Origin of the sequence: Actinomyces sp. HMSC08A09, assembly GCF_001807465.1 — a bacterium.
Lineage (GTDB): Bacteria > Actinomycetota > Actinomycetes > Actinomycetales > Actinomycetaceae > Actinomyces > Actinomyces oris.
Window position 1 is genome coordinate 17,856 of record NZ_KV789107.1, and the last position, 17,798, is coordinate 35,653.

The window sequence follows — 17,798 nt, forward strand, 5'->3', positions numbered from 1 at the left end:
GGTCGTGGGTTGGGCATGGGTTGGTTCTGGGCACCGACGAGGTTGCCGCCACGTGGGACTTGACGGTGACGTGACGTCACCTGCTGTCATGGATTCATGCACGTCAAGGAGCTCGCCCGGATCGCCGGAACCACGCCGAGGGCGGTGCGCTACTACCACCACCTGGGTCTGTTGGAGATTCCGCCCACGGTGCGCGGGCGGCGCGAGTACGGCGTCGAGCACGTGGCCCGCTTGCTGCGTATCCGGTGGTTGGCCGACGGCGGACTGTCGCTGACCCAGGTGGCGGAGATGCTTGCCTCGGACACGATCGGCACCGATCAGGATTCCCGTCGCGAGGCGGTACTGCGCGATCTGCGCGCCACGCGGGGCACGATCGAGGCGCAGCAGCACAGCCTGGCCGAGCAGGCCTCGAGAGTCGATGAGCTCATCGCCCGGGTGGAGCGCGGTGAGGGCCTGTCCCCCGCTCCCAGTGCCCTGACTCGTTTCTACGACGACATCGAGGCCCGGATCACCCGGATGGGCGGCAATGTGCGCGGCCTGCGGGCTGAGCGCCAGATGATGGTGGTGCTCGCCTCTCTGGGCATGGTGCCCGACAGTGCGATCCCCTTCATCGAGGGGCTTGATGAGGATGATCGCGAGCTGTCCGCTCAGCAGGTCGCGGACTTCGCCCGCCTGGCCACGCTCAGCGAGGCCGAGGGGCGCGCTGAGGCGCACCGGCTCGCACAGAACAGCTGGGGGCTGGCGTGCCGCCACAAGGAGCACGCCCTGGCCGTCCTGAACGATCTTCCCTCGGGAGCTCTGGGGCGCACCATGTGGCGACTGACCCATGTGCTGACCACTTCCAGCTACCCCCATCCTGCTCAGCAGGCCTTCGTGACTGAGCTCATCGAGCTCATGCTCACCGATCCGGACTTCGCCACAACAATCCGCCGCTCGGCGGGAGAGGAACCAGTGCTGTGAGAGTCAAGAGCGCCACGGCGAAGAAGGCAACGAGTATGTCAGCAGCGACGTCCCGCTCGGATACGGATGAGCCCACCGCGGACTCCGCTCCGGCCGCCGTCCGCGACCTGGGCGCCGGCTGCGAGCCGCCGGTGCGCGTGCGCGGCCTGGTTAAGCACTTCGGGCGCTTCAGGGCGCTTGACGGCCTGGACCTGACCGTGGAGGCGGGCAGTGTCCACGGCTTCCTCGGCCCCAATGGGGCGGGGAAATCCACCACGATCCGCGTCCTGCTGGGGCTCTACCGGCCCGACGGCGGAAGCGTGAGCGTGCTGGGCAGCGAGCCGTGGAGGCAAGCCGCGGTCATCAACCGGCAGGTCTCCTATGTTCCCGGTGACGTGGCGCTGTGGCCGGCCCTCACCGGTGGCCAGGTGCTCGACGCCCTGGCCGGGCTGCGCGGCTCTCGCAACGCCAAGCGGGAGGCCGAACTCATTGAGCGCTTCGACTTGGATCCGAGCAAACGGGTACGGACCTACTCCAAGGGGAACCGGCAGAAGGTGGCACTCGTGGCCGCCCTGGCCGCGCCCACGAGCCTGCTGGTGCTCGATGAGCCCACCAGCGGCCTGGATCCGCTCATGGAACGGGTCTTCACCGAAGAGGTTGCCAGAGCCGCTGCTGAGGGCCGCACGGTTCTGCTCTCCAGTCACATCCTGGCCGAGGTCCAACACCTGTGCAGTGCGGTGACGATCATCAAGGACGGCCGGGTCGTCGAGCAGGGCGACCTGGGGACCCTGCGGCGGTTGTCGCGCACCCGCATCGAGCTGGGCACTGCGGACGCTGAGCTCGGCACCGTCAGGCAGGCGGTGGAGGCCCTGGGGCTCGACGTCTTCGAGGACGGTGGCCGCCTGAGCCTTGAGGTGGCGGCGGAGCAGGTGCCGACGGTGCTGAGCCTGGCGGGCGAGCACCGGATCCAGGACGTCACCTGCGAGCCGGCCAGCCTGGAGGATCTCTTCCTGCGTCACTACGAGGAGGCCTGATGAGCGCCGCATTGAGCACAGCTGCGGGCGTGTCAGCACCAGCTATCAGCTCTAACGCCACCAGCGCCCTTGCCGGCTGGGAGGCCTACCTGTGGATTCTGCTCAGACGATTCCGGTTTCAGATCGTGGCCTGGCTGGCGCCCCTGTGGCTGTTGGTCGGTGTCACCGCACCGAGCTACGAGAGCGTCTACCCCTCATTGGCGACCCGGACGGTGCTCATCGAGCAGATGCGCAAGTCTCCGGGAACGCGCCTCCTCTACGGCTATGTCCCCTTGCCCGGCCGGCTCGGTCAGCTCCTGCAGTGGGAGACGGGGACCTTCCTGCTCGTGTGCACCGCACTCATGGCGATTCTGCTGACCTGCCGGGTACTGCGGGCCGATGAGGATGAGGGGCTCGTCGAGGTTCTGCGCGCCACGGGCGCGGGCAGGTCGGTTCCTTTTCTCGTGCCGGTGGCCCTGGTGTGGGTGGTGGTCGGCGCCCTGTCTGCGGGGGTTGGTGGCCTTCTGACCTGGCAGACCGGGAGCATCGAGGAGCTGACGGTGAGCGGGGCCTGGGCACTGGCTGGGACGATCTGCGTGACGGGCTGGGCGTTCTCGGCTATCGCGGCAGTGGCCTGCCAGCTGGGTCGTCAAGTGGGCCAGGCCAGGGGCCTGTCCATGCTGGTGCTCGCACTCGCCTTCGCGATGCGGGTGAGCGCCGACCAGATCTCCGACAGCACCGACTCGGACTGGCTCCGGTGGTTGACTCCCCTGGGGTGGCGCGACCTCGTGCGCCCTTATACCGATGACCGGTTCGCGGTGCTCCTGGCTTGCTGCGCCGTGGCCATCGCTCTGGTACTCAGCGCCGCAGTGCTCGCCGCGCGCCGCGAGTACCTGGACGGCTACCTGCCCGACCGCAGCTCGTCTCGGCGCCGGTGGCGGGTGCGGGGGCACATGGATCTGCTCGGGCGCCTGTCATGGCGGAGCCTCATCGGCTGGGCACTGGCCTCGACGGCTCTGGCACTCCTGTACGGCTCGGTGTCCGGAAGCATCAAGGACCTGCTGGCCCCCGGTTCGCCGACGGCCTCCTGGGTCGGCAAGATGGCCGTGGGGTCCCCGGTGGAGCAGTTCATGTCCCTCATGACGGTGGTCACGACGCTGCTTGTGGCCGTGGCGGCAGTGCGACGGGTGAACGGGTTGGCGGGCCTGGAGCGCGCGGGACTGGTGGAGGTCGAGCTGGCCGCCGGGGTGAGTCGTGGCCGAGTGCTCCTCTCCCAGGTTCTGTGCGCACTGATCGAGTCAATCGTCCTGCTGCTGGTCTCGGCGACGGTTCTGGCGGCGACGACGGCGACTCAGCTCACCGACGACCACGCCGTGGCGCGATCCTTCGTGTTCACCGTGAGCCAGCTGCCCGGCATGGTGGCAGCGATCGGGATCGCGACGGCCCTAGTGGGTCTGGCGCCAAAACTGGCCGGCCTGTCCTGGGCGGCCGTCACCTGGAGCGCTTTCGCCCAGTTCTTCGGCGGACTCGTCGAGCTTAAGGACTGGGCCAAGGATCTCAGCGTGCTCGGCCACCATCTCGACGTCGTCGGAACCCCGGACTGGAAGCCCTTGGCCGTCCAGGCCCTGGTTGGCCTCACCAGCATCACGATCGGCCTGGTCGCCTACACCCACCGCGACCTGCCCGCCTAACGACGAGCCCACCCTCTCTCACCTCGTCATCTCGCCTTGCTCTCAGAGCACACAGGCAGCAGCACCCAGGTGAAGAAGGGCCACGACAAGAGGGAACGCAACCATTCCCGGCACGCGGTGCACGACACCGATAGCGGCGTCTCCTAGCTGGGCGACCGCCGCTGCGACCAGGACAAACAAGGTCAGCGGCCGAGCAGGATCCAGCCAGACAACAACAGCGACCAGCAATCCGAGCGGGATGCCTCGAGCCGCGTACATGGCCGGATAGAAACGCCCCTCTCGCCCGCCATAGCCAGACGGCGCAAGTGCCTGCGGACGGATCACCGCACCGACAGCGAACCCTGCACAGACGATTCCCAGCGCCGAGTTCAGCAAACGCAAGCCACCACGGCACGAGGACCACCCCCTATCGTTCACTTCTAAATCATTCTGTATTGTACCGTTGTTCTCATGACCGGAGAAGATGGCCACACAATCCTGTCCTCAACATGCTTCCAGCTCGGCGTCACGGGCAGCCAGATCACCCAGTCCTTCTCGAGACATATCGAGCGCATCGGCCTGTCCCACAAACAAGTGGGGCTGCTTGCCGTCGTCGACGCCGGAGTGGCGACCTCTCAACGCAAGATCGCCACGCAACTTCATGTCGCCCCAAGCCTGGTGGTCACACTGGTCGACCAGCTCACCAGCGCCGGTGCCGTGCGCAGGACACGCAGTCGGAGCGATCGTCGAGTGCAGACCATCGAGATCACCGACGAAGGGCGCAGACTATTGAAGGCTGCCACCGACGTCGCCAGCAGACTCGACGCCGACCTGCGCACACACCTCACCCCCGACGATCAACAAGCCTTGGATAGGTTCCTGCCTTCCCTCCTTCACGCCGCTACAGCAACAGGTCAAGACGAGGCCTAGCCCAGGTACACTCACCGACCCCGACGCGAGGACCGAGCCTTGGTCCGCCCACGCCACGGTCGACCCCATCGGCATCATGACCGGCCTGGTCGCCTACCCCCACCGCGACCTGCCCGCCTGACGACGGAAGACGGTGCTACAGTTGCTACGGGGTGATGTACATGCAGACGATCATGCACCGGGAACTGCGCAACAACAGCGCCGCGATCCTCCACCGAGTTCAGGCCGGCGAGACGTTTGAGATCACCAACAATGGTGAACCTGTTGCGATACTCTCGCCTATTTCCCGGGACCGGCTCTCCATCCTCAAGCGGCAAGGAGCGGTCCGCGAAGCGACGCATGTCGACTTCAGGGCCCTGAAACGCACAGCAGACGTGAGTTCCCAAGCCGTACTGGACGATCTTCGCGGGGAACAATGAGCGTCTACTACCTCGATACCTCCGCGGCCTTGAAGCTCCTCATTGAGGAGAAGGAGTCTGAGCCACTGGCTGCCTGGCTCACATCGCATACAACCGACGGAGACTCACTATGTTCCTCTTTCCTCCTGCACACTGAGCTCCACTGCGCCGCTCGACGACGTAGTGAACTCGATCAGGAGACGGTCGCTTCTCTCCTTTCAGGGATCAACCTCATCGACATATCAAGGTCGCAGCTCATTGACGCAGCTAGAACTTCGTTGGGATTGAGGGCAGCAGACGCCATCCACCTGACAGTGGCACTGGATATTCGAGCAGACGCCATCATCACCTATGACATCGAGATGCAAAATGCCGCACGTTCCTGCAACCTCTCGCCAGTGGCACCCTCCTAAGAGATGACTCCTCCCGCCGAGGGTGAGGCAAAAGGTCGCCCCGCCCTCAGCGGGTACGCGACTCGATGTAGCGGGCCAGTGCCCCTAGGGACCAGTTCACGATGATGTAGAGCACGGCGATGATGACGTAGGTCTGGAAGAAGACCGACAAATGGGCATCGATCTTCGCCTGGCCGATCATGGTGGAACCGCGATACATGAGCTCGGGGTAGGCGAGCACGTATGCCAGCGTCGTCCCCTTGATGATGGTCACCATCTGCGTGATAAGGGTTGGGAGCATGAGGCGCAGGGCCTGCGGCGCCAGGATGAGGCGCATCGTGAGCGATGGACTCATCCCCAGTGCCCAAGCGGCCTCCGTCTGGCCACGGTCCAGCGCCCGGACACCGGAGCGGAAGACCTCCGCCGTCGTCGCCGAGGTGCACATGACGATGGGCAGTGCCAGCTTCCAGAAGTCCGAGATCGTGGCGAAGCGGGGAACCACCAAGAGGAAGAAGTAGACGAGCAGCAGCATCGGCACCGCCCGCATGGCATCGATCCACAGGCCTATCAGCCACTTGATGGGGCGGTTGTCCAGCAAGCGGAGCCAGCCCAAGGCGATTCCCAGGGGGAAGGTGAGCACCGCGGCAACACCTCCCAGGGTCAACGTGGTCCCGGCCGCCTCCAGGAGCTGGCTGACCACCGACTGCCCCAGGAAGTAGCGCCACTTGGGATAGTCGAGCTGTCCCGCGAGGTCCAGCCGGTAGAGGACCGCGGCCGCCAGCGCCGCGATTCCAATGACGGCGACGACTGATCCGATGGCGATCAGGATGCGCCCCCGCGGCCCGGGCTCATCGAAGAGCAGTGCCGCATCCGCCGCCCCGGAGCCCTGACTCCGCTGACGGCGTGGACGGGGCTCTGTCATCGGCATGATGTCTGAGCTCATGCTCGCCCCCTCCCCATGAACTCGAGGCGCCTCTCAAGGAGCCCGCCGAACTTCGTGGCAGCGAAGGCGATGGCCAGGTAGGTAAGGCCGGAGGTGAGGAAGGTGATGACTCCCGCGGCTCGTTCCTGGTTGATTCTCTGCGTCACGGCCGTCAGCTCGACGACACCGATCGCCGCGGCGAGCGAGGAGCCGATGAGGCAGGCGATGAAGATGTTGACCAGTGGCTGGATCGTGCGGGCCAGCGCCTGGGGCAGGACGATGCCGCGAATGATGAGCCCGAAGGGCATGCCCAGTGCACGGGCGGCCTCGATCTGCCCCTTGGGCACCGAGTTGATCCCGCTGCGGACCGTCTCACACACGAATCCCGATGAGGAGAAGACCAGCGCCACGATCACCGACCAGAACAGCGGGATGGTGATGCCGACATGAGGCAGCGCCAGCCCGACAAGCACCATGAGGCACAGATTGGGGATATTGCAGGCCACTGTCACCCACGCCGCACCCAGCGCACGCAGCGGGGGGATGGGACCGACCCGAAAGATGGCCATAAGCGACCCCAGGAGCAGCCCACCCAGGTAGGACAGGACGGAGATCACCAGCGTGACCAGCAGCCCCCAACCGATAGCGGGGAGATTGTCGGTAATGGCACTCACAGTCGCCTCCTTGAACGATGCGGGTCGTCACCATGACGGGAATGCTGTCGGCTGCTGCGCCGTCGGCCCTGCGGCGGGTCCGCTCGAGTTGACGACGCAGCGAGCCTGACAGGCAGTGAGGTCGTTCAGGAGCTCTGCGGGGTCGCGTCGCCGCCGGCCGAGGACCCGGGCACCGAGCCGAGGGCCGGGGGCTGAGGGGCGGTGCCACCGAGGGACTTGCCGATCGTCGCCTCCCAGATCCTCTTCCAAGTGCCGTCATCCTCGATCGTCTTGAGGAAGGTGTTGACGAAGGCCTGTGCCCCGGAGTCCTTGGGAAGTCCGATGCCGTAGGGGTCCTCGGCGAAGGTCTCACCGACGATCTTGACCTTGTCATTGGACAGGACCTCGCTCTTGAGCAGGGACTGGTCCACGACGTAGGCCTTGACCTGCCCGCTCTCGACGGCGGCGACGCACTTGGCCTGGGTGTCGAAGGGCTTGGCGGTGGCCTTGGGGGCGTACTTCTTCAGGGCGGCGGCCGACGAGGAGTTGGACTGGACCGCGACGTCCCCGGTGAGGGTGTCGACGCCGGTGATGTCCTTGTTATCGGCCTTGACCAGGATGGCCTGGCTGGAGGCGTAGTAGGGGCCTGCGAAGTCGATCTTCTTGGCCCGCTCCGGGGTGATCGTGTAGGTGGCGATGACGGCCTTGACCGTGCCGTTGGTCAGGACGGTCTCGCGCGTCTCGGAGGTGACCTGCTGGACCTCGAGGAGGGAGCGGGCGTCGTCTCCGCCGATGATATAGCGGGCCAGCGCCTGGGCGATGGCCGCATCGAAGCCGGAGATCTTCTTCGTCTTGGAGTCCTCCCAGGAGAAGACCTCGGAGGTTTTGGTCCCGCCGGTGACGAGCTTTTTCGCCTGCTTCACGGAGGCGGCCCAGGGGGAGGCGGCCACGACGTCGGCGGCGGCCACCGGACCGGAGTTGATGGCCTTGTCGTAGTCGGCGTCGGAGGCCGACGACGAGGCGACGGCCTTACCGTCGGCGCCCGTGTCGGCGCAGGCGGCCAGGACGCCTGCCAGGGAGAGGGCGCCGGTCGTGGCCAGGAGTCCGCGGCGGGAGAGGGTGGTCATGGTGTTCCTTTCGTTCGGACGGGGAGGGGCCGTCCCAGGCGCTGGGCCTGCGGTGGTCGCCGCACTCGGGAGAGGATGCGGTTCGGGGCTCAGTGGCTGAGCACCTTGGAGAGGAAGTCGCGGGCGCGCTCCGTGCGCGGGGAGGAGAAGAACTCGGCAGGCCGGCCGGACTCAACGATCTGGCCGCCGTCCATGAAGACGACCCGGTCGGCGACCGAGCGGGCGAAGCCCATCTCGTGGGTGACGACGAGCATGGTCATACCCGAGGCCGCCAGGTCCTTGATGACGTCGAGGACCTCGTTAATCATCTCCGGGTCCAGGGCGCTGGTGGGCTCATCGAAGAGCATGAGCTTGGGGTCCATCGCCAGCGCTCGGGCAATGGCGACGCGCTGCTGCTGACCTCCGGAGAGCTGAGAGGGACGCTTGTCGGCCTGGTCCTCCAGGCCGACTCGGGCCAGCAGCTCACGGGCCCGCTCCTCAGCCCGCCCCCGGGGGATGCCGCGCACCTTGATGGGCGCCAGGGTGATGTTGTCCAGGACCGTGCGGTGCGGGAAGAGGTTGAAGGACTGGAAGACCATTCCCACCTCGGCGCGCAGCTGAGCCAGGGCCCGGCCCTCCTGAGGCAGCGGGATTCCGTCGATCTCGATCTGCCCTTCCTGGATCGGCTCGAGGCGGTTGACGGTACGGCACAGGGTCGATTTGCCCGATCCCGAGGCGCCGATGACGGCGACAACCTCACCACGGTGGATGTCGAGGGAGACGTCATCGAGAGCCTTGAAACGGCCGTAGTACTTGGTGACGTTGCTGATCCGCACCAGGACGTCATCGTCCCGGTCTGCGGCGGTCTGGTCAGGAGAGGGTGCGGATGCGGTCACGAGTACCTCGTCTCAACATGGGTATGGGAGCGTCATCTGTCTCATCGACAGCAACAGCAACACATCCGCATGCGCACTGCATTCCTCCTTGGCTTGTGTCGGCCTACACATATCAGAGAGTTCCAACCTCTCGTCAGGAAGAGTAGCACCGTCTCCAACCGGAGCGTCAACCGTCTCACAACTCCCCCGAACCTGGGACGATGCTCACACGCCATACAGAGCGCCTAACCGCGTACGCCGACCACGCGGTCGTAGTCTCATCTGCATGAGCCCCGCGAATACCACCGATCCGCGCCGCCGACTCCAGCCCGAGCAGCGTCGGGAGGAGCTGGTGAGAGTCGGCGTCGAGCTGTTCGCGGAGGGGACGCTCGACCGCACTCACGTCAACGAGATCATCAAGCGGGCCGGTGTCTCACGCACGCTCTTCTATCACTACTTCCCCTCCAAGATGGCCTTCGCCCGCGCCATCGTGGAGTACGAGATCCTTCACCTTCACGGCCTGGTCGAGCAGCAGACGGCACTGACCCTGGAAGGGGCGATCTCCACGTTCGCGGGCTACGTGAAGGCCAGGCCAGACAGCCTTCGAGCGCTTCACACCGGAGGTCTTGACCAGGACCCTGAGATCGCGGCCGCGCTGGCCACCAGCTTCGAGCGTTACGAACGCCTCGTCCTCATGCTCATGGGCATCCCCGAGCCCGACGCGCGCGCCATGTTCGCCGCCCACGTGTGGATCAGCACCATGATCTCCCTGTGCCTGGCCTGGCTGGATCACCCCGAGATCAGCCAGGAGACCATCACGAACATGTCCGCCCAGACACTGCGGAGCCTGGTGTCCCAGGCTCGCCAGGGCGCCGAGCACACCCCCGAGCCGGTGAGCGACCGCTGAGGGCGAGCACTAAGGGCGAACCGAGCCGCATCGAGACTCAGACCTTCCCCGGGGCCGCTCACACTTTCTTCCAGTATTTCGAACCCATCGTAAAAAAGGCGTTCGCGTAGGCGCGAACGTGCTACTCTCTCCCCCGGTTGTACAAGACGTACAATAGAACAACGATGAGGGCTCACCCGCACTGTGGCACCCCTCGCTCTCAGAAGGAGAGCCGATCATGCCTCAAGGCACCACTGGAGATGTGGTGGCTGTACGCCGCAGGACGTCGCGCGTCCTCTTCGCTCCGGAGACATTCAACTTCGCCGAGGTGACCCGTGCGATCGAGGTGGCCCGCCGGATGCCTTCGCACGTCGAGTGCGTCTTCGCCGGCTTCTCGCCACGTAACACTGAGTACATCAGGGCCGCGGGCTTCGAGTTCCGTCTGCTGACCCCCTACCTCAGTGAGGAGGAGGGAAGGCTGGCGCTGGACTTCGACCAGGGCCGCAGCCTGCGTCACCCGTTCACGGAGAAGATGCTCGCCCAGCGGGTGACAAGTGAGCGTGTGCTACTGCGTTCCTTGCGTCCCGACGCCGTTGTCATCGGAGTAACTCCCAGCCAGTTTATTTCTGCGCGGGCGGAGTGCGTGCCGCTGGTTTTCGTACGGCCCTTCGCCTACTCCCTGGCGCATCTGGAAGCAGCTCGCGCCGCCGGGGCCACCGGCTTCCTGCCCCGTACCTCCCCGGAGGAGTGCCTGGTCGACAACGTGGCCGCTCACGCGCTCCATGCGCTCGGGACGCGGCTCCCCCTGCCTCGTTCCTTCCATTCTGTGGCCAGGGCCAATGGCGTCTCGCTGCCCCAGGGGGTGCTCAACGGGCTCACCGCCGACCTCAACCTCATCGCCACTGCCCCGCACCTGCTTCCCGGGTGGCTGAGGATGCCTCAGGTGCACCGGGTGGTGGGGCCGGTCTACGCCCGCCTACCCGGGGAGCTCCCCGAGTTCCTGGCCGACCTGGCCGCCGGCCCCCAGCCCCTGGTGTACTTCGCCATGGGCTCATCGGGGAACCGTGACCTCGTCCTTCATGTGCTGGCAGGCCTGGGCCGGGCGGACTGCCAGGTGCTGGCTCCGGTGCGTTCCCACCTTCGCCAAGAGGACCTGGAGAATCTTCCACGCAATGTCCACGTCACTGACTGGCTTCCGGCCCACCAGCTGGGCGACGCCGTCGACCTGGCCGTCACTCACGGCGGGGAGGGAACGGTACAGACCAGCTGTGTCCAGGGGTGGCCCTTCATCGGGATTCCGTTGCAGTTCGAGCAGCGTTTCAACGTGCAGCGTTGTGCGGCCTTCGGCTCGGCCAGGCTCGTGTCGCAGCGGGAGGCTCGCAGGACCGACTGGGCGGAGCTGGTGCGCCAGGCCCTGGCCGACGACGGCATGCATTCACGCGCCAGGCGGATGGCCGGGCTCATGGAGGGACTCGACGGACCGGGCCGGGCCGCTGAGGCGATCTGCGAACTGCTGTGAGTCAGCTGCGGCCAGAGTTCTGGGCCTGTGCCCGGGCGCTGGCGTAGAGGCAGACGGCCGCGGCCGCGGCGACGTTGAGGGACTCCGCCTTGCCGTAGATGGGGATGGAGACGACGGCGTCGGCTCGGCTCAGTGCCTCTGAGGGCAGTCCGTGGGCCTCGTTGCCGAGCAGCCAGGCGCTGGGAGCCTCCAGGAGGGACTCGGCCTCGAAGAGGTCGAAGTCCCCGCGTCCGTCGGCGGCCAGGACGGTGAGCCCGGCGTTGTGGAGGGCGGTGACGGCGTCGTCGAGGGCCACGCCGGTGACCACGGGCAGGTGGAAGAGGCTTCCGGCGGTGGAGCGCACGACCTTCGGTGCGGTGGGGTCCACGCTGCCGCGCACGAGGACGACGGCGTCGGCTCCGGCGGCGTCGGCGGCCCGGATGATGGTGCCGGCGTTCCCGGGGTCCTGGGCCTGGGTGAGGACGGCGACGAGCCTGGCCCCCTCCAGGGCGGCGGCCAGCGCCTCGGAGCCGGTGACCTCCTCGGTGGCCACGACGGCAAGGAGGCCCTGGGCGTCGGGACTCATGGCGTCCATGACCTGCTGGGTGGTGACGTGCACGTAGAGCCCGGCCGTCACGGCCTCGTCCCAGATCTCGCTGTGGCGCTCGAGGGCCGCCTCGGTGAGGTAGACGTCGAGCACGCGGCCGGGGACGTGCCGGACGGCCTCGCGCACACCCTGGGGGCCTTCGACGAGGAAGCGACGGTGCTTGGCCCGCGCGTTGCGGCGCGACAGGCCCGCCACCCGGGAGATGCGGGCCGATGCCGGATTGCTCAGCACCTCGTGGCCGGCGGCCGGCCCCTCACTGACGGTGCGCCGCCGCGGCCCACGGACCTGAGGACGCTCGGCGGAGTCGTCGAGGAACTCATCGGGGACGGCGGAGGCGGTAGGGCTCATGCCGTCAGCCTACGCGAGCGGCCTCCCAGAACGCCGAATCCTCGCCACCAACCGGTTCAGGGTGTGTGGCGAGGACTCGACGATGCTGTGTCAGCGGGGCTGGCGCCCGGCTGCACTGGTGATTCAGGCCTTGGGGGCGTTGACGTCCTCGGGGAGGGCCTTGCGGGCCACCTCGACGAGGGCCTTGAAGCCTGCGGGCTCGTTGACGGCCAGCTCGGCGAGCATACGGCGGTCGATCTCCACGCCGGCCAGGCCAAGCCCCTGGATGAAGCGGTTGTAGGTCAGGCCCTCGGCGCGGGCGGCAGCGTTGATGCGCTGGATCCACAGGCGACGGAAGTCGCCCTTGCGGGCGCGACGGTCGCGGAACGCGTAGACGCCGGAGTGGGTGACCTGCTCCTTGGCCTTGCGGTAGAGGCGCGAGCGCTGGCCGCGGTAGCCCGAGGCCTTCTCGAGAACGGAACGACGCTTCTTCTGGGCGTTAACAGCCCGCTTCACACGTGCCATGGTGAGACTCCTTGGTGGGTTGGGCGGTCAGCGACCGAGCAGCTTCTTGACCTGGCGGACGTCGGCCGGGGCGACCGGCTGGTCCTGGGACAGCTTGCGCTTGCGGCGGGAGGACTTGACCTCCAGCAGGTGGCGCTTGTTGGCCTGCTCGCGCATGAGCTTGCCGCTGCCGGTGACCCGGAAGCGCTTCTTGGCACCGGAGTGCGTCTTGTTCTTCGGCATGGGTAATTTCCTCTTCTCGGTCCCTGGGAGACCAGTGGTCGCCGGGACTGCGGACCCCGCTCACGGTGGCGAGGGGGTGGGTCGGTGGTGTCAGGTGAGTGTCGAGTGCACCCTCGGGCGCTCTCAGGCGTTCTCGCCGGCAGGTGCCCCGTCTGAGGCCTTGGCGCCCTTGGGTGCCCGGCCCGCGTGCTTCTCGGCACGGCGGGCGGCGCGGGCCTCCTCGCGGCGGCGGCGCTGGTCGGACTTGACCTCGGCCTTCTTGCGGACCGGGGCCAGGACCATGACCATGTTGCGGCCGTCCTGACGGGGGTGGGACTCGATGGTGCCCAGCTCGGCCATCTCCTCGGCCAGGCCCTGCAGGAGCCTGATACCGAGCTCGGGCCGGGACTGCTCACGGCCGCGGAAGCGGACGATGCACTTGACCTTGTCCCCGCCCTTGAGGAATCGCTCGACGTGGCCGCGCTTGGTCGCGTAGTCGTGCTCATCGATCTTGGGGCGGAACTGGATCTCCTTGAGCTGGGTGTTTGCCTGGTTGCGTCGCGCGTCGCGCGCCTTCATGGCCGACTCGTACTTGAACTTGCCGTAGTCCATGAGCTTGCACACCGGAGGGCGGGCGTCGGGTGCCACCTCGACCAGGTCGAGATCGGCCTCCTCAGCCAGACGCAGGGCGTCCTCCACGCGGACAACGCCGACCTGCTCGCCGCTGGGGCCGACGAGACGCACTTCGGGAACGCGGATCCGTTCGTTGATACGGGGCTCGCTGATGTCGGTTCCTCACTCTGAGTCACGGATGGTTGCGGAACGAGGAAAGGCCCCCGTTCCTGCCGCGCAGGTCGGAGGCCTCGTGATGAGCGCGATCACCGCACGGCCGTGGCCGAGCAGGGATCGCGAAGGGCTGGTCACCCTCGCATGAACCCGATTCCCGAAAGGAACCCAGGTGGGATCGCTCCGCTTGCGCACCGGGGCGAACCCCGGGTGGTCAATGAGGGATATTACCAGGACACGGGCTCGCTCTCCCACTGCTCCCTCGCCCCTATTGACGTGAGTCCTCCCACGTGTGGGGCGTGCGTCGGGGCGAGGCAGGTCGTCAGAAGGCCCGGTGGTTCGTGCGGACTCCCCACATGACGACGACGGCACTGGCTGCGGCCTGGATCCCGAGGAGCATCGTCGTCGGCACCGCGATACCGCTGGCGACCAGCGCCACGGTCAGTGCTCCGACGGCGACGGCGTCGGGCCCTTGAGTCAGCATCTGCAGCACTCCCGGCGGCAGGGACCCCATGGGAGAGGCGATGAGTCCGGCGGCGAAGTCGGGCATCTCCCGGTACCCGGAGCGCAGCGCCGCCCCGGCCCAGGCCCAGCCGCTCACCAGGGCCAGGGCGGCCACGATGGCCAGCCCATTCCAGGCGGCCGCAGTCCCAAGGGCCGCCATGGCCGGAGCCAGGCTCAGCAGGGACCAGACGCTCATGAGGACGGCCGGCACGAGCAGGTGGCCTACTCGCACCACCCACGGCGCCACCGGCCAGGAGGCGTCAGGACCGCCGTCGAACCAGGCCTGACGCGCCGGCTCGGCAACGGCCAGGGTCGCGATCCAGCCCCCGATGAGGTACCCGACGGCGCGCAGCGGGGCGCCGACCGCCCCGGACAGGAACGGCAGCATCGCGATGGTCAGCCCAACCCCCATCTGAAGCAGGCGCCGGCGCTGGCGACGCAGCAGGATCCAGTCCGCCTGAGCCACTGCTATCAGCACCCCCAGGGGCCGGGGCAGTCGGCTCCCGATCCGCGCCGCCCGCAGCGATGAAGGAACGGCGGGCCGGGCGGGATCCGGGGAGAGCAGTCGCCCCAGGGCCCTGGTGTCCAGCGACAGCAGCGAGACGTGCGCGCCGAAGGACCGCGCGACGACGGCCAGGAGCGCAGCATCATGCACCTTACCCAGGCTGCCTCTGGCCCGCCGCCATCCCAGCACGGCCAGGAAGTCCAGCACGCCGGCCAGGAGGGCGACCACCGTGTTGCCGAGCAGGGAGCGCGGGAAGGCAATCACCACACCGGTCAGGAATGCTGCGGCCCCCGCCAGGATGAGACGACGCCGCAGCCGCTCGACATCGCGGTCAAGAATCTGGGTCTTGATGAGCTCGGTGAGAACCAGGCAGGTCCCGGCCGACGTCAGGGCAGGCCACGCGATGGCGGCGAGCCAGCCGCCTCCGGCCGCCACCGCCGGGAGCACGCCCGCCGCGGCTCCCACGGTGGCCGCGATGAGGTACTCGACGCGGGCCACCGGCACCAGGAGACTGCCCCGGTCTCCAGGCATGGGCAGCCACCAAGCCGCCTCGTGGGGGCGCAGGAAGAGGGGGCCGAGCCGGCCGAGTGAACCGACACCGACCGCCACCAGCAGCATGAGCAGCGCCAGGAGCCCCCACCCGGGGTCGAGGCCCACCGTGGCGAAGCCGCCGAGCGCACCGGCCCCAACCGCTGAACCAGGCGGGGTCACAACCATCCGGCGCAGATACGGGGCCAGGATCGTCACGACGACGATGAGTGTCAGGAGTACGGAGTAGACGTCCCCCACGAGCGCCCAGACACCGCGGAGGTGCCGCCGAGTACGGCGCCGCACCCACCTGCGCAACGCGGCCCCATCGGGAAAGGTCGTCGTTTCCAGCTCGGTGGAGAGGACCGGCGCCGTCCGGTCACCCAGCGGCGTCACCGCAGCCCCTCCTCAATGGCGCGCACGCCGTCGTCCACACTGAGCATCCGGGTGTCGCGTCCGACGAGGAGCACGTCGGTGGCCGCCTCCTCCACGATCTCCGGGTCGTGGGAGACCATGAGAACTCCCCCGCCGGCCTCACGCTCCTCAACGAGCATGTCGGCCAGGAGCAGACGGGTCACCCGGTCCAGGCGCTGCTCGGGCTCGTCGAGGACCAGCAGCCTGCGGGGCCGGACCAGGACTGACGCCAGTGCCAGTCGGCGCCGTTGCCCCGAGGAGAGCTCCTCGGGCAGGTGCCCCGCGAGCTGTCGCAGCTCCAGGTCCTCCAGCAGGTCACTGACCCGCTCGTCGGCCTCGACGACACCGTGCCCGAAGCAGACCATCCGCAGGTGCTCGGCGACGGTCAGGGTGGGGAAGAAGGACTCCCGCCCCAGATCCGTGGCGAGGGCGGTGCGCTGGGCGCCTGAGCGGGGATCCGGGACGTGTCCGAGTACGTGAACCTGCCCCGACAACGGGCGCAGTAGCCCGCAGCACGTGCACAGGATCGTCGACTTGCCGGCCCCGTTGACCCCGACAAGGGCCAGCACCTGGCCGGGAAGCAGGTCGAAGGTCGCCGGGGCGCAGACCGGCTGGTCACCGTATCCGACACTGAGGTCGCGAGCACTCACCAGCGACTCACGACTCACCGTCGGGAGCTGGGTGCCGGCGTTGGCATCATGGCGGATACCGGGTGTTGACACCGGGTCCGGACGAGATGGGACTGAGGCGGTCGACTTCGTGCTCATCGGTACTATTCCAACACACGTTTTTTTCGGTGGCCTGGTCGAATCGGATGCCTTACGCTCCGCTGTCATGGATTGGAACAGCGTGAGGACCACGGACCCGAATGGCGCGTCCGACGACGATTCCGCCCTCTCCCGTGAGGCAGGGACCGACTGGAGCACCACGAGGGACCCGGGCCCCGGTCGGGTGATGGTCTCGACCCGGGATCTCGCCCAGATCCGTGGGATCGCTGAGGCCTGCGCCAGGATCGCTCAGAGAGACGAACGTCCCCAGGACGGCCAGGCTCTGCGCGATGTCGTTGTGCGCTTCGACCAGGTGGCCGGGCCGCTGGAGGACCACTACGGACAGGTCGAGCAGTGGGAGGCCCTCATCCTGGGCCGCTCCTGAAATCGGGTTCGAGCCGCTCGGATCAGGCGGGAAGCGGGCACAGCTCCACGGTGTCGATGAGGTCGCCCCAGGCCGGGTTGACCATGACGTGCTGGCAGCCCTCCAGGCTGCGGGCCACGCCGGCGCGACCGCCTGCGGCGTCGATGCGGATGAAGACCCGCAGCTCGGCGCTCTCACCGGGCCCGAAGGCCACGCCGGTGACTCCGTCGACCTCCTGGAGCTGGGCGCGTACCTCGGCCTGAACCGGCTCGTTGCGCCATGAGGGCACCCACGCCTCTCCCCCGGCCAGGGCCACGACGGCGGGCCGCGGCAGACGCAGGTCCCGGCTGCCGGGGTCGAGCACCCACAGCTGGTCGGTGGACAGGCAGGCGACCTGGGCTGCCCGCTGGGGCGAGACGGGCACGGGGCGCACGTCACTGCGCCACTGGTTCATGGCCTCGGCGCTGGTGAATACCGGCAGGGCGATGTGCCCGTCGGGCAGGTTCACCGCCAGGGTCGCCGCGTCCTGGCAGGCGTCAGCAGTGTGCACCTCATGAGCCGGAACCTGCGGTGCACCGTCGCCTGACGTGCCATGCGGCAGGCCCGCGGACTGCGCCAGACTCCCCTCGAGGCGTCCGGGGAGGGCGTGAGCGGCCACGGGAACGATCAGCCGGCCACCGACGAGGGCCGCCCACAGCTCATCGAGGTACTGATGACGCGGCAGGTCCACGGCCTCCAGCGCCTTGCGCACCTCCGGACTGATGGAGCCGTCGTCGTCGGCGAAGGGGGCCGGTGCAGCCAGAAGACGCTCCAGCTTGGCCCGTGCGGCCACGGCCGCCGCCACCTGGGGGTCCTGCGGGGGCTCGGCCGTCGAGTCGCCGACCGGCGCAGGCGCTGGTGCGGGAACTGCTTGCTGATTCTGCGCTGACTGGCTCACGGCCCTCACGGTAGCGCCTTTGACGTCTCCCTGTCCCTGACGCCGGTGAGC

20 protein-coding genes and 1 pseudogene are annotated in these 17,798 nt (G+C 67.8%); 9 read left to right on the forward strand and 12 right to left on the reverse strand.

Features of this window, described 5'->3' with window-relative positions; genetic code table 11:
* The first annotated feature begins 96 nt into the window (after positions 1–96).
* Genes HMPREF3165_RS04760 through HMPREF3165_RS04770 form a run of 3 tightly spaced genes read left to right on the forward strand, consistent with a single transcriptional unit; the run spans position 97 to position 3,643 of the window.
* Positions 97–960: a MerR family transcriptional regulator gene (locus HMPREF3165_RS04760; RefSeq protein ID WP_070511217.1), complete on the forward strand. Its 864-nt coding sequence runs from the start codon at positions 97–99 to the stop codon at positions 958–960.
* Positions 957–1,973: an ABC transporter ATP-binding protein gene (locus HMPREF3165_RS04765; RefSeq protein WP_070511218.1), complete on the forward strand. Its 1,017-nt coding sequence runs from the start codon at positions 957–959 to the stop codon at positions 1,971–1,973. Before HMPREF3165_RS04760 ends, HMPREF3165_RS04765 begins: the two co-directional genes overlap by 4 nt.
* Complete coding sequence (locus HMPREF3165_RS04770; protein WP_070511220.1) at positions 1,973–3,643, forward strand: ABC transporter permease; 1,671 nt, start codon at positions 1,973–1,975, stop codon at positions 3,641–3,643. The genes HMPREF3165_RS04765 and HMPREF3165_RS04770 overlap by 1 nt, the downstream gene beginning before the upstream one ends.
* A gap of 42 nt (positions 3,644–3,685) precedes the next feature.
* On the opposite strand, the pseudogene HMPREF3165_RS12780 reads toward HMPREF3165_RS04770, so the two are convergent.
* A pseudogene (locus tag HMPREF3165_RS12780) lies at positions 3,686–4,046 on the reverse strand (hypothetical protein).
* A gap of 47 nt (positions 4,047–4,093) precedes the next feature.
* On the opposite strand from HMPREF3165_RS12780, the gene HMPREF3165_RS04775 reads away from it, so the two are divergent.
* The 3 genes from HMPREF3165_RS04775 (at position 4,094) to HMPREF3165_RS12785 (ending at position 5,363) form a co-directional block, all read left to right on the forward strand.
* Entirely contained in the window at positions 4,094–4,552 is a 459-nt protein-coding gene (locus tag HMPREF3165_RS04775; RefSeq protein WP_070511222.1) for a MarR family winged helix-turn-helix transcriptional regulator, read from the forward strand.
* 161 nt (positions 4,553–4,713) lie between these two features.
* Entirely contained in the window at positions 4,714–4,971 is a 258-nt protein-coding gene (locus HMPREF3165_RS04780) for a type II toxin-antitoxin system Phd/YefM family antitoxin (RefSeq protein ID WP_029316436.1), read from the forward strand.
* Positions 4,968–5,363 (forward strand): type II toxin-antitoxin system VapC family toxin, encoded by a 396-nt coding sequence (locus HMPREF3165_RS12785; protein WP_003786215.1) that lies wholly within the window; start codon positions 4,968–4,970, stop codon positions 5,361–5,363. Before HMPREF3165_RS04780 ends, HMPREF3165_RS12785 begins: the two co-directional genes overlap by 4 nt.
* A 46-nt stretch (positions 5,364–5,409) precedes the next feature.
* Here the strand turns inward: HMPREF3165_RS12785 and HMPREF3165_RS04785 are convergent, their stop codons facing one another.
* The 4 genes from HMPREF3165_RS04785 to HMPREF3165_RS04800 form a co-directional block, all read right to left on the reverse strand.
* Positions 5,410–6,285, reverse strand: a complete 876-nt coding sequence (locus HMPREF3165_RS04785; protein ID WP_020991625.1) for an amino acid ABC transporter permease — start codon at positions 6,283–6,285, stop codon at positions 5,410–5,412.
* A complete protein-coding gene (locus HMPREF3165_RS04790) occupies positions 6,282–6,938 on the reverse strand; it encodes an amino acid ABC transporter permease (RefSeq protein ID WP_070511224.1) in 657 nt (218 codons plus the stop codon). The genes HMPREF3165_RS04785 and HMPREF3165_RS04790 overlap by 4 nt, the downstream gene beginning before the upstream one ends.
* Positions 6,939–7,063: 125 nt before the next feature.
* On the reverse strand, positions 7,064–8,044 hold the full coding sequence (locus HMPREF3165_RS04795; RefSeq protein WP_003786218.1) for a glutamate ABC transporter substrate-binding protein: 981 nt from the start codon (positions 8,042–8,044) through the stop codon (positions 7,064–7,066).
* A gap of 89 nt (positions 8,045–8,133) precedes the next feature.
* A complete protein-coding gene (locus tag HMPREF3165_RS04800; protein WP_003786219.1) occupies positions 8,134–8,919 on the reverse strand; it encodes an amino acid ABC transporter ATP-binding protein in 786 nt (261 codons plus the stop codon).
* 265 nt (positions 8,920–9,184) lie between these two features.
* Between HMPREF3165_RS04800 and HMPREF3165_RS04805 the strand changes: the two genes are divergently transcribed.
* Positions 9,185–9,805, forward strand: a complete 621-nt coding sequence (locus HMPREF3165_RS04805; protein WP_141406292.1) for a TetR/AcrR family transcriptional regulator — start codon at positions 9,185–9,187, stop codon at positions 9,803–9,805.
* A 217-nt stretch (positions 9,806–10,022) separates the two neighbouring features.
* Positions 10,023–11,303, forward strand: coding sequence for a glycosyltransferase (locus tag HMPREF3165_RS04810; protein WP_070511227.1), 1,281 nt, complete (start codon positions 10,023–10,025; stop codon positions 11,301–11,303).
* 1 nt (position 11,304) lies between these two features.
* On the opposite strand, the gene HMPREF3165_RS04815 is transcribed toward HMPREF3165_RS04810, so the two are convergent.
* From HMPREF3165_RS04815 to HMPREF3165_RS04840, 6 genes are all read right to left on the reverse strand, one after another.
* Positions 11,305–12,237 carry a TrmH family RNA methyltransferase gene (locus HMPREF3165_RS04815; protein WP_070511229.1) on the reverse strand — a complete coding sequence of 311 codons (933 nt, stop codon included), beginning with the start codon at positions 12,235–12,237 and terminating at the stop codon, positions 11,305–11,307.
* Between the two features lie 123 nt (positions 12,238–12,360).
* The gene (gene rplT / locus HMPREF3165_RS04820; protein WP_003786223.1) at positions 12,361–12,741 is read right to left on the reverse strand and encodes a 50S ribosomal protein L20; all 381 of its coding nucleotides are present in this window, start codon (positions 12,739–12,741) and stop codon (positions 12,361–12,363) included.
* 27 nt (positions 12,742–12,768) lie between these two features.
* Positions 12,769–12,963, reverse strand: coding sequence for a 50S ribosomal protein L35 (rpmI, locus tag HMPREF3165_RS04825; RefSeq protein ID WP_003780493.1), 195 nt, complete (start codon positions 12,961–12,963; stop codon positions 12,769–12,771).
* A 123-nt stretch (positions 12,964–13,086) separates the two neighbouring features.
* Positions 13,087–13,686, reverse strand: a complete 600-nt coding sequence (infC, locus tag HMPREF3165_RS04830) for a translation initiation factor IF-3 (RefSeq protein WP_070511231.1) — start codon at positions 13,684–13,686, stop codon at positions 13,087–13,089.
* Between the two features lie 364 nt (positions 13,687–14,050).
* On the reverse strand, positions 14,051–15,661 hold the full coding sequence (locus HMPREF3165_RS04835) for a DUF6297 family protein (protein ID WP_070511232.1): 1,611 nt from the start codon (positions 15,659–15,661) through the stop codon (positions 14,051–14,053).
* Complete coding sequence (locus HMPREF3165_RS04840; protein ID WP_083303203.1) at positions 15,658–16,446, reverse strand: ABC transporter ATP-binding protein; 789 nt, start codon at positions 16,444–16,446, stop codon at positions 15,658–15,660. The genes HMPREF3165_RS04835 and HMPREF3165_RS04840 overlap by 4 nt, the downstream gene beginning before the upstream one ends.
* 82 nt (positions 16,447–16,528) lie before the next feature.
* Between HMPREF3165_RS04840 and HMPREF3165_RS04845 the strand changes: the two genes are divergently transcribed.
* On the forward strand, positions 16,529–16,831 hold the full coding sequence (locus HMPREF3165_RS04845; protein ID WP_256275012.1) for a hypothetical protein: 303 nt from the start codon (positions 16,529–16,531) through the stop codon (positions 16,829–16,831).
* A 22-nt stretch (positions 16,832–16,853) separates the two neighbouring features.
* On the opposite strand, the gene HMPREF3165_RS04850 is transcribed toward HMPREF3165_RS04845, so the two are convergent.
* Positions 16,854–17,756 (reverse strand): SseB family protein, encoded by a 903-nt coding sequence (locus HMPREF3165_RS04850; RefSeq protein ID WP_176746999.1) that lies wholly within the window; start codon positions 17,754–17,756, stop codon positions 16,854–16,856.
* Positions 17,757–17,798 lie beyond the last annotated feature (42 nt).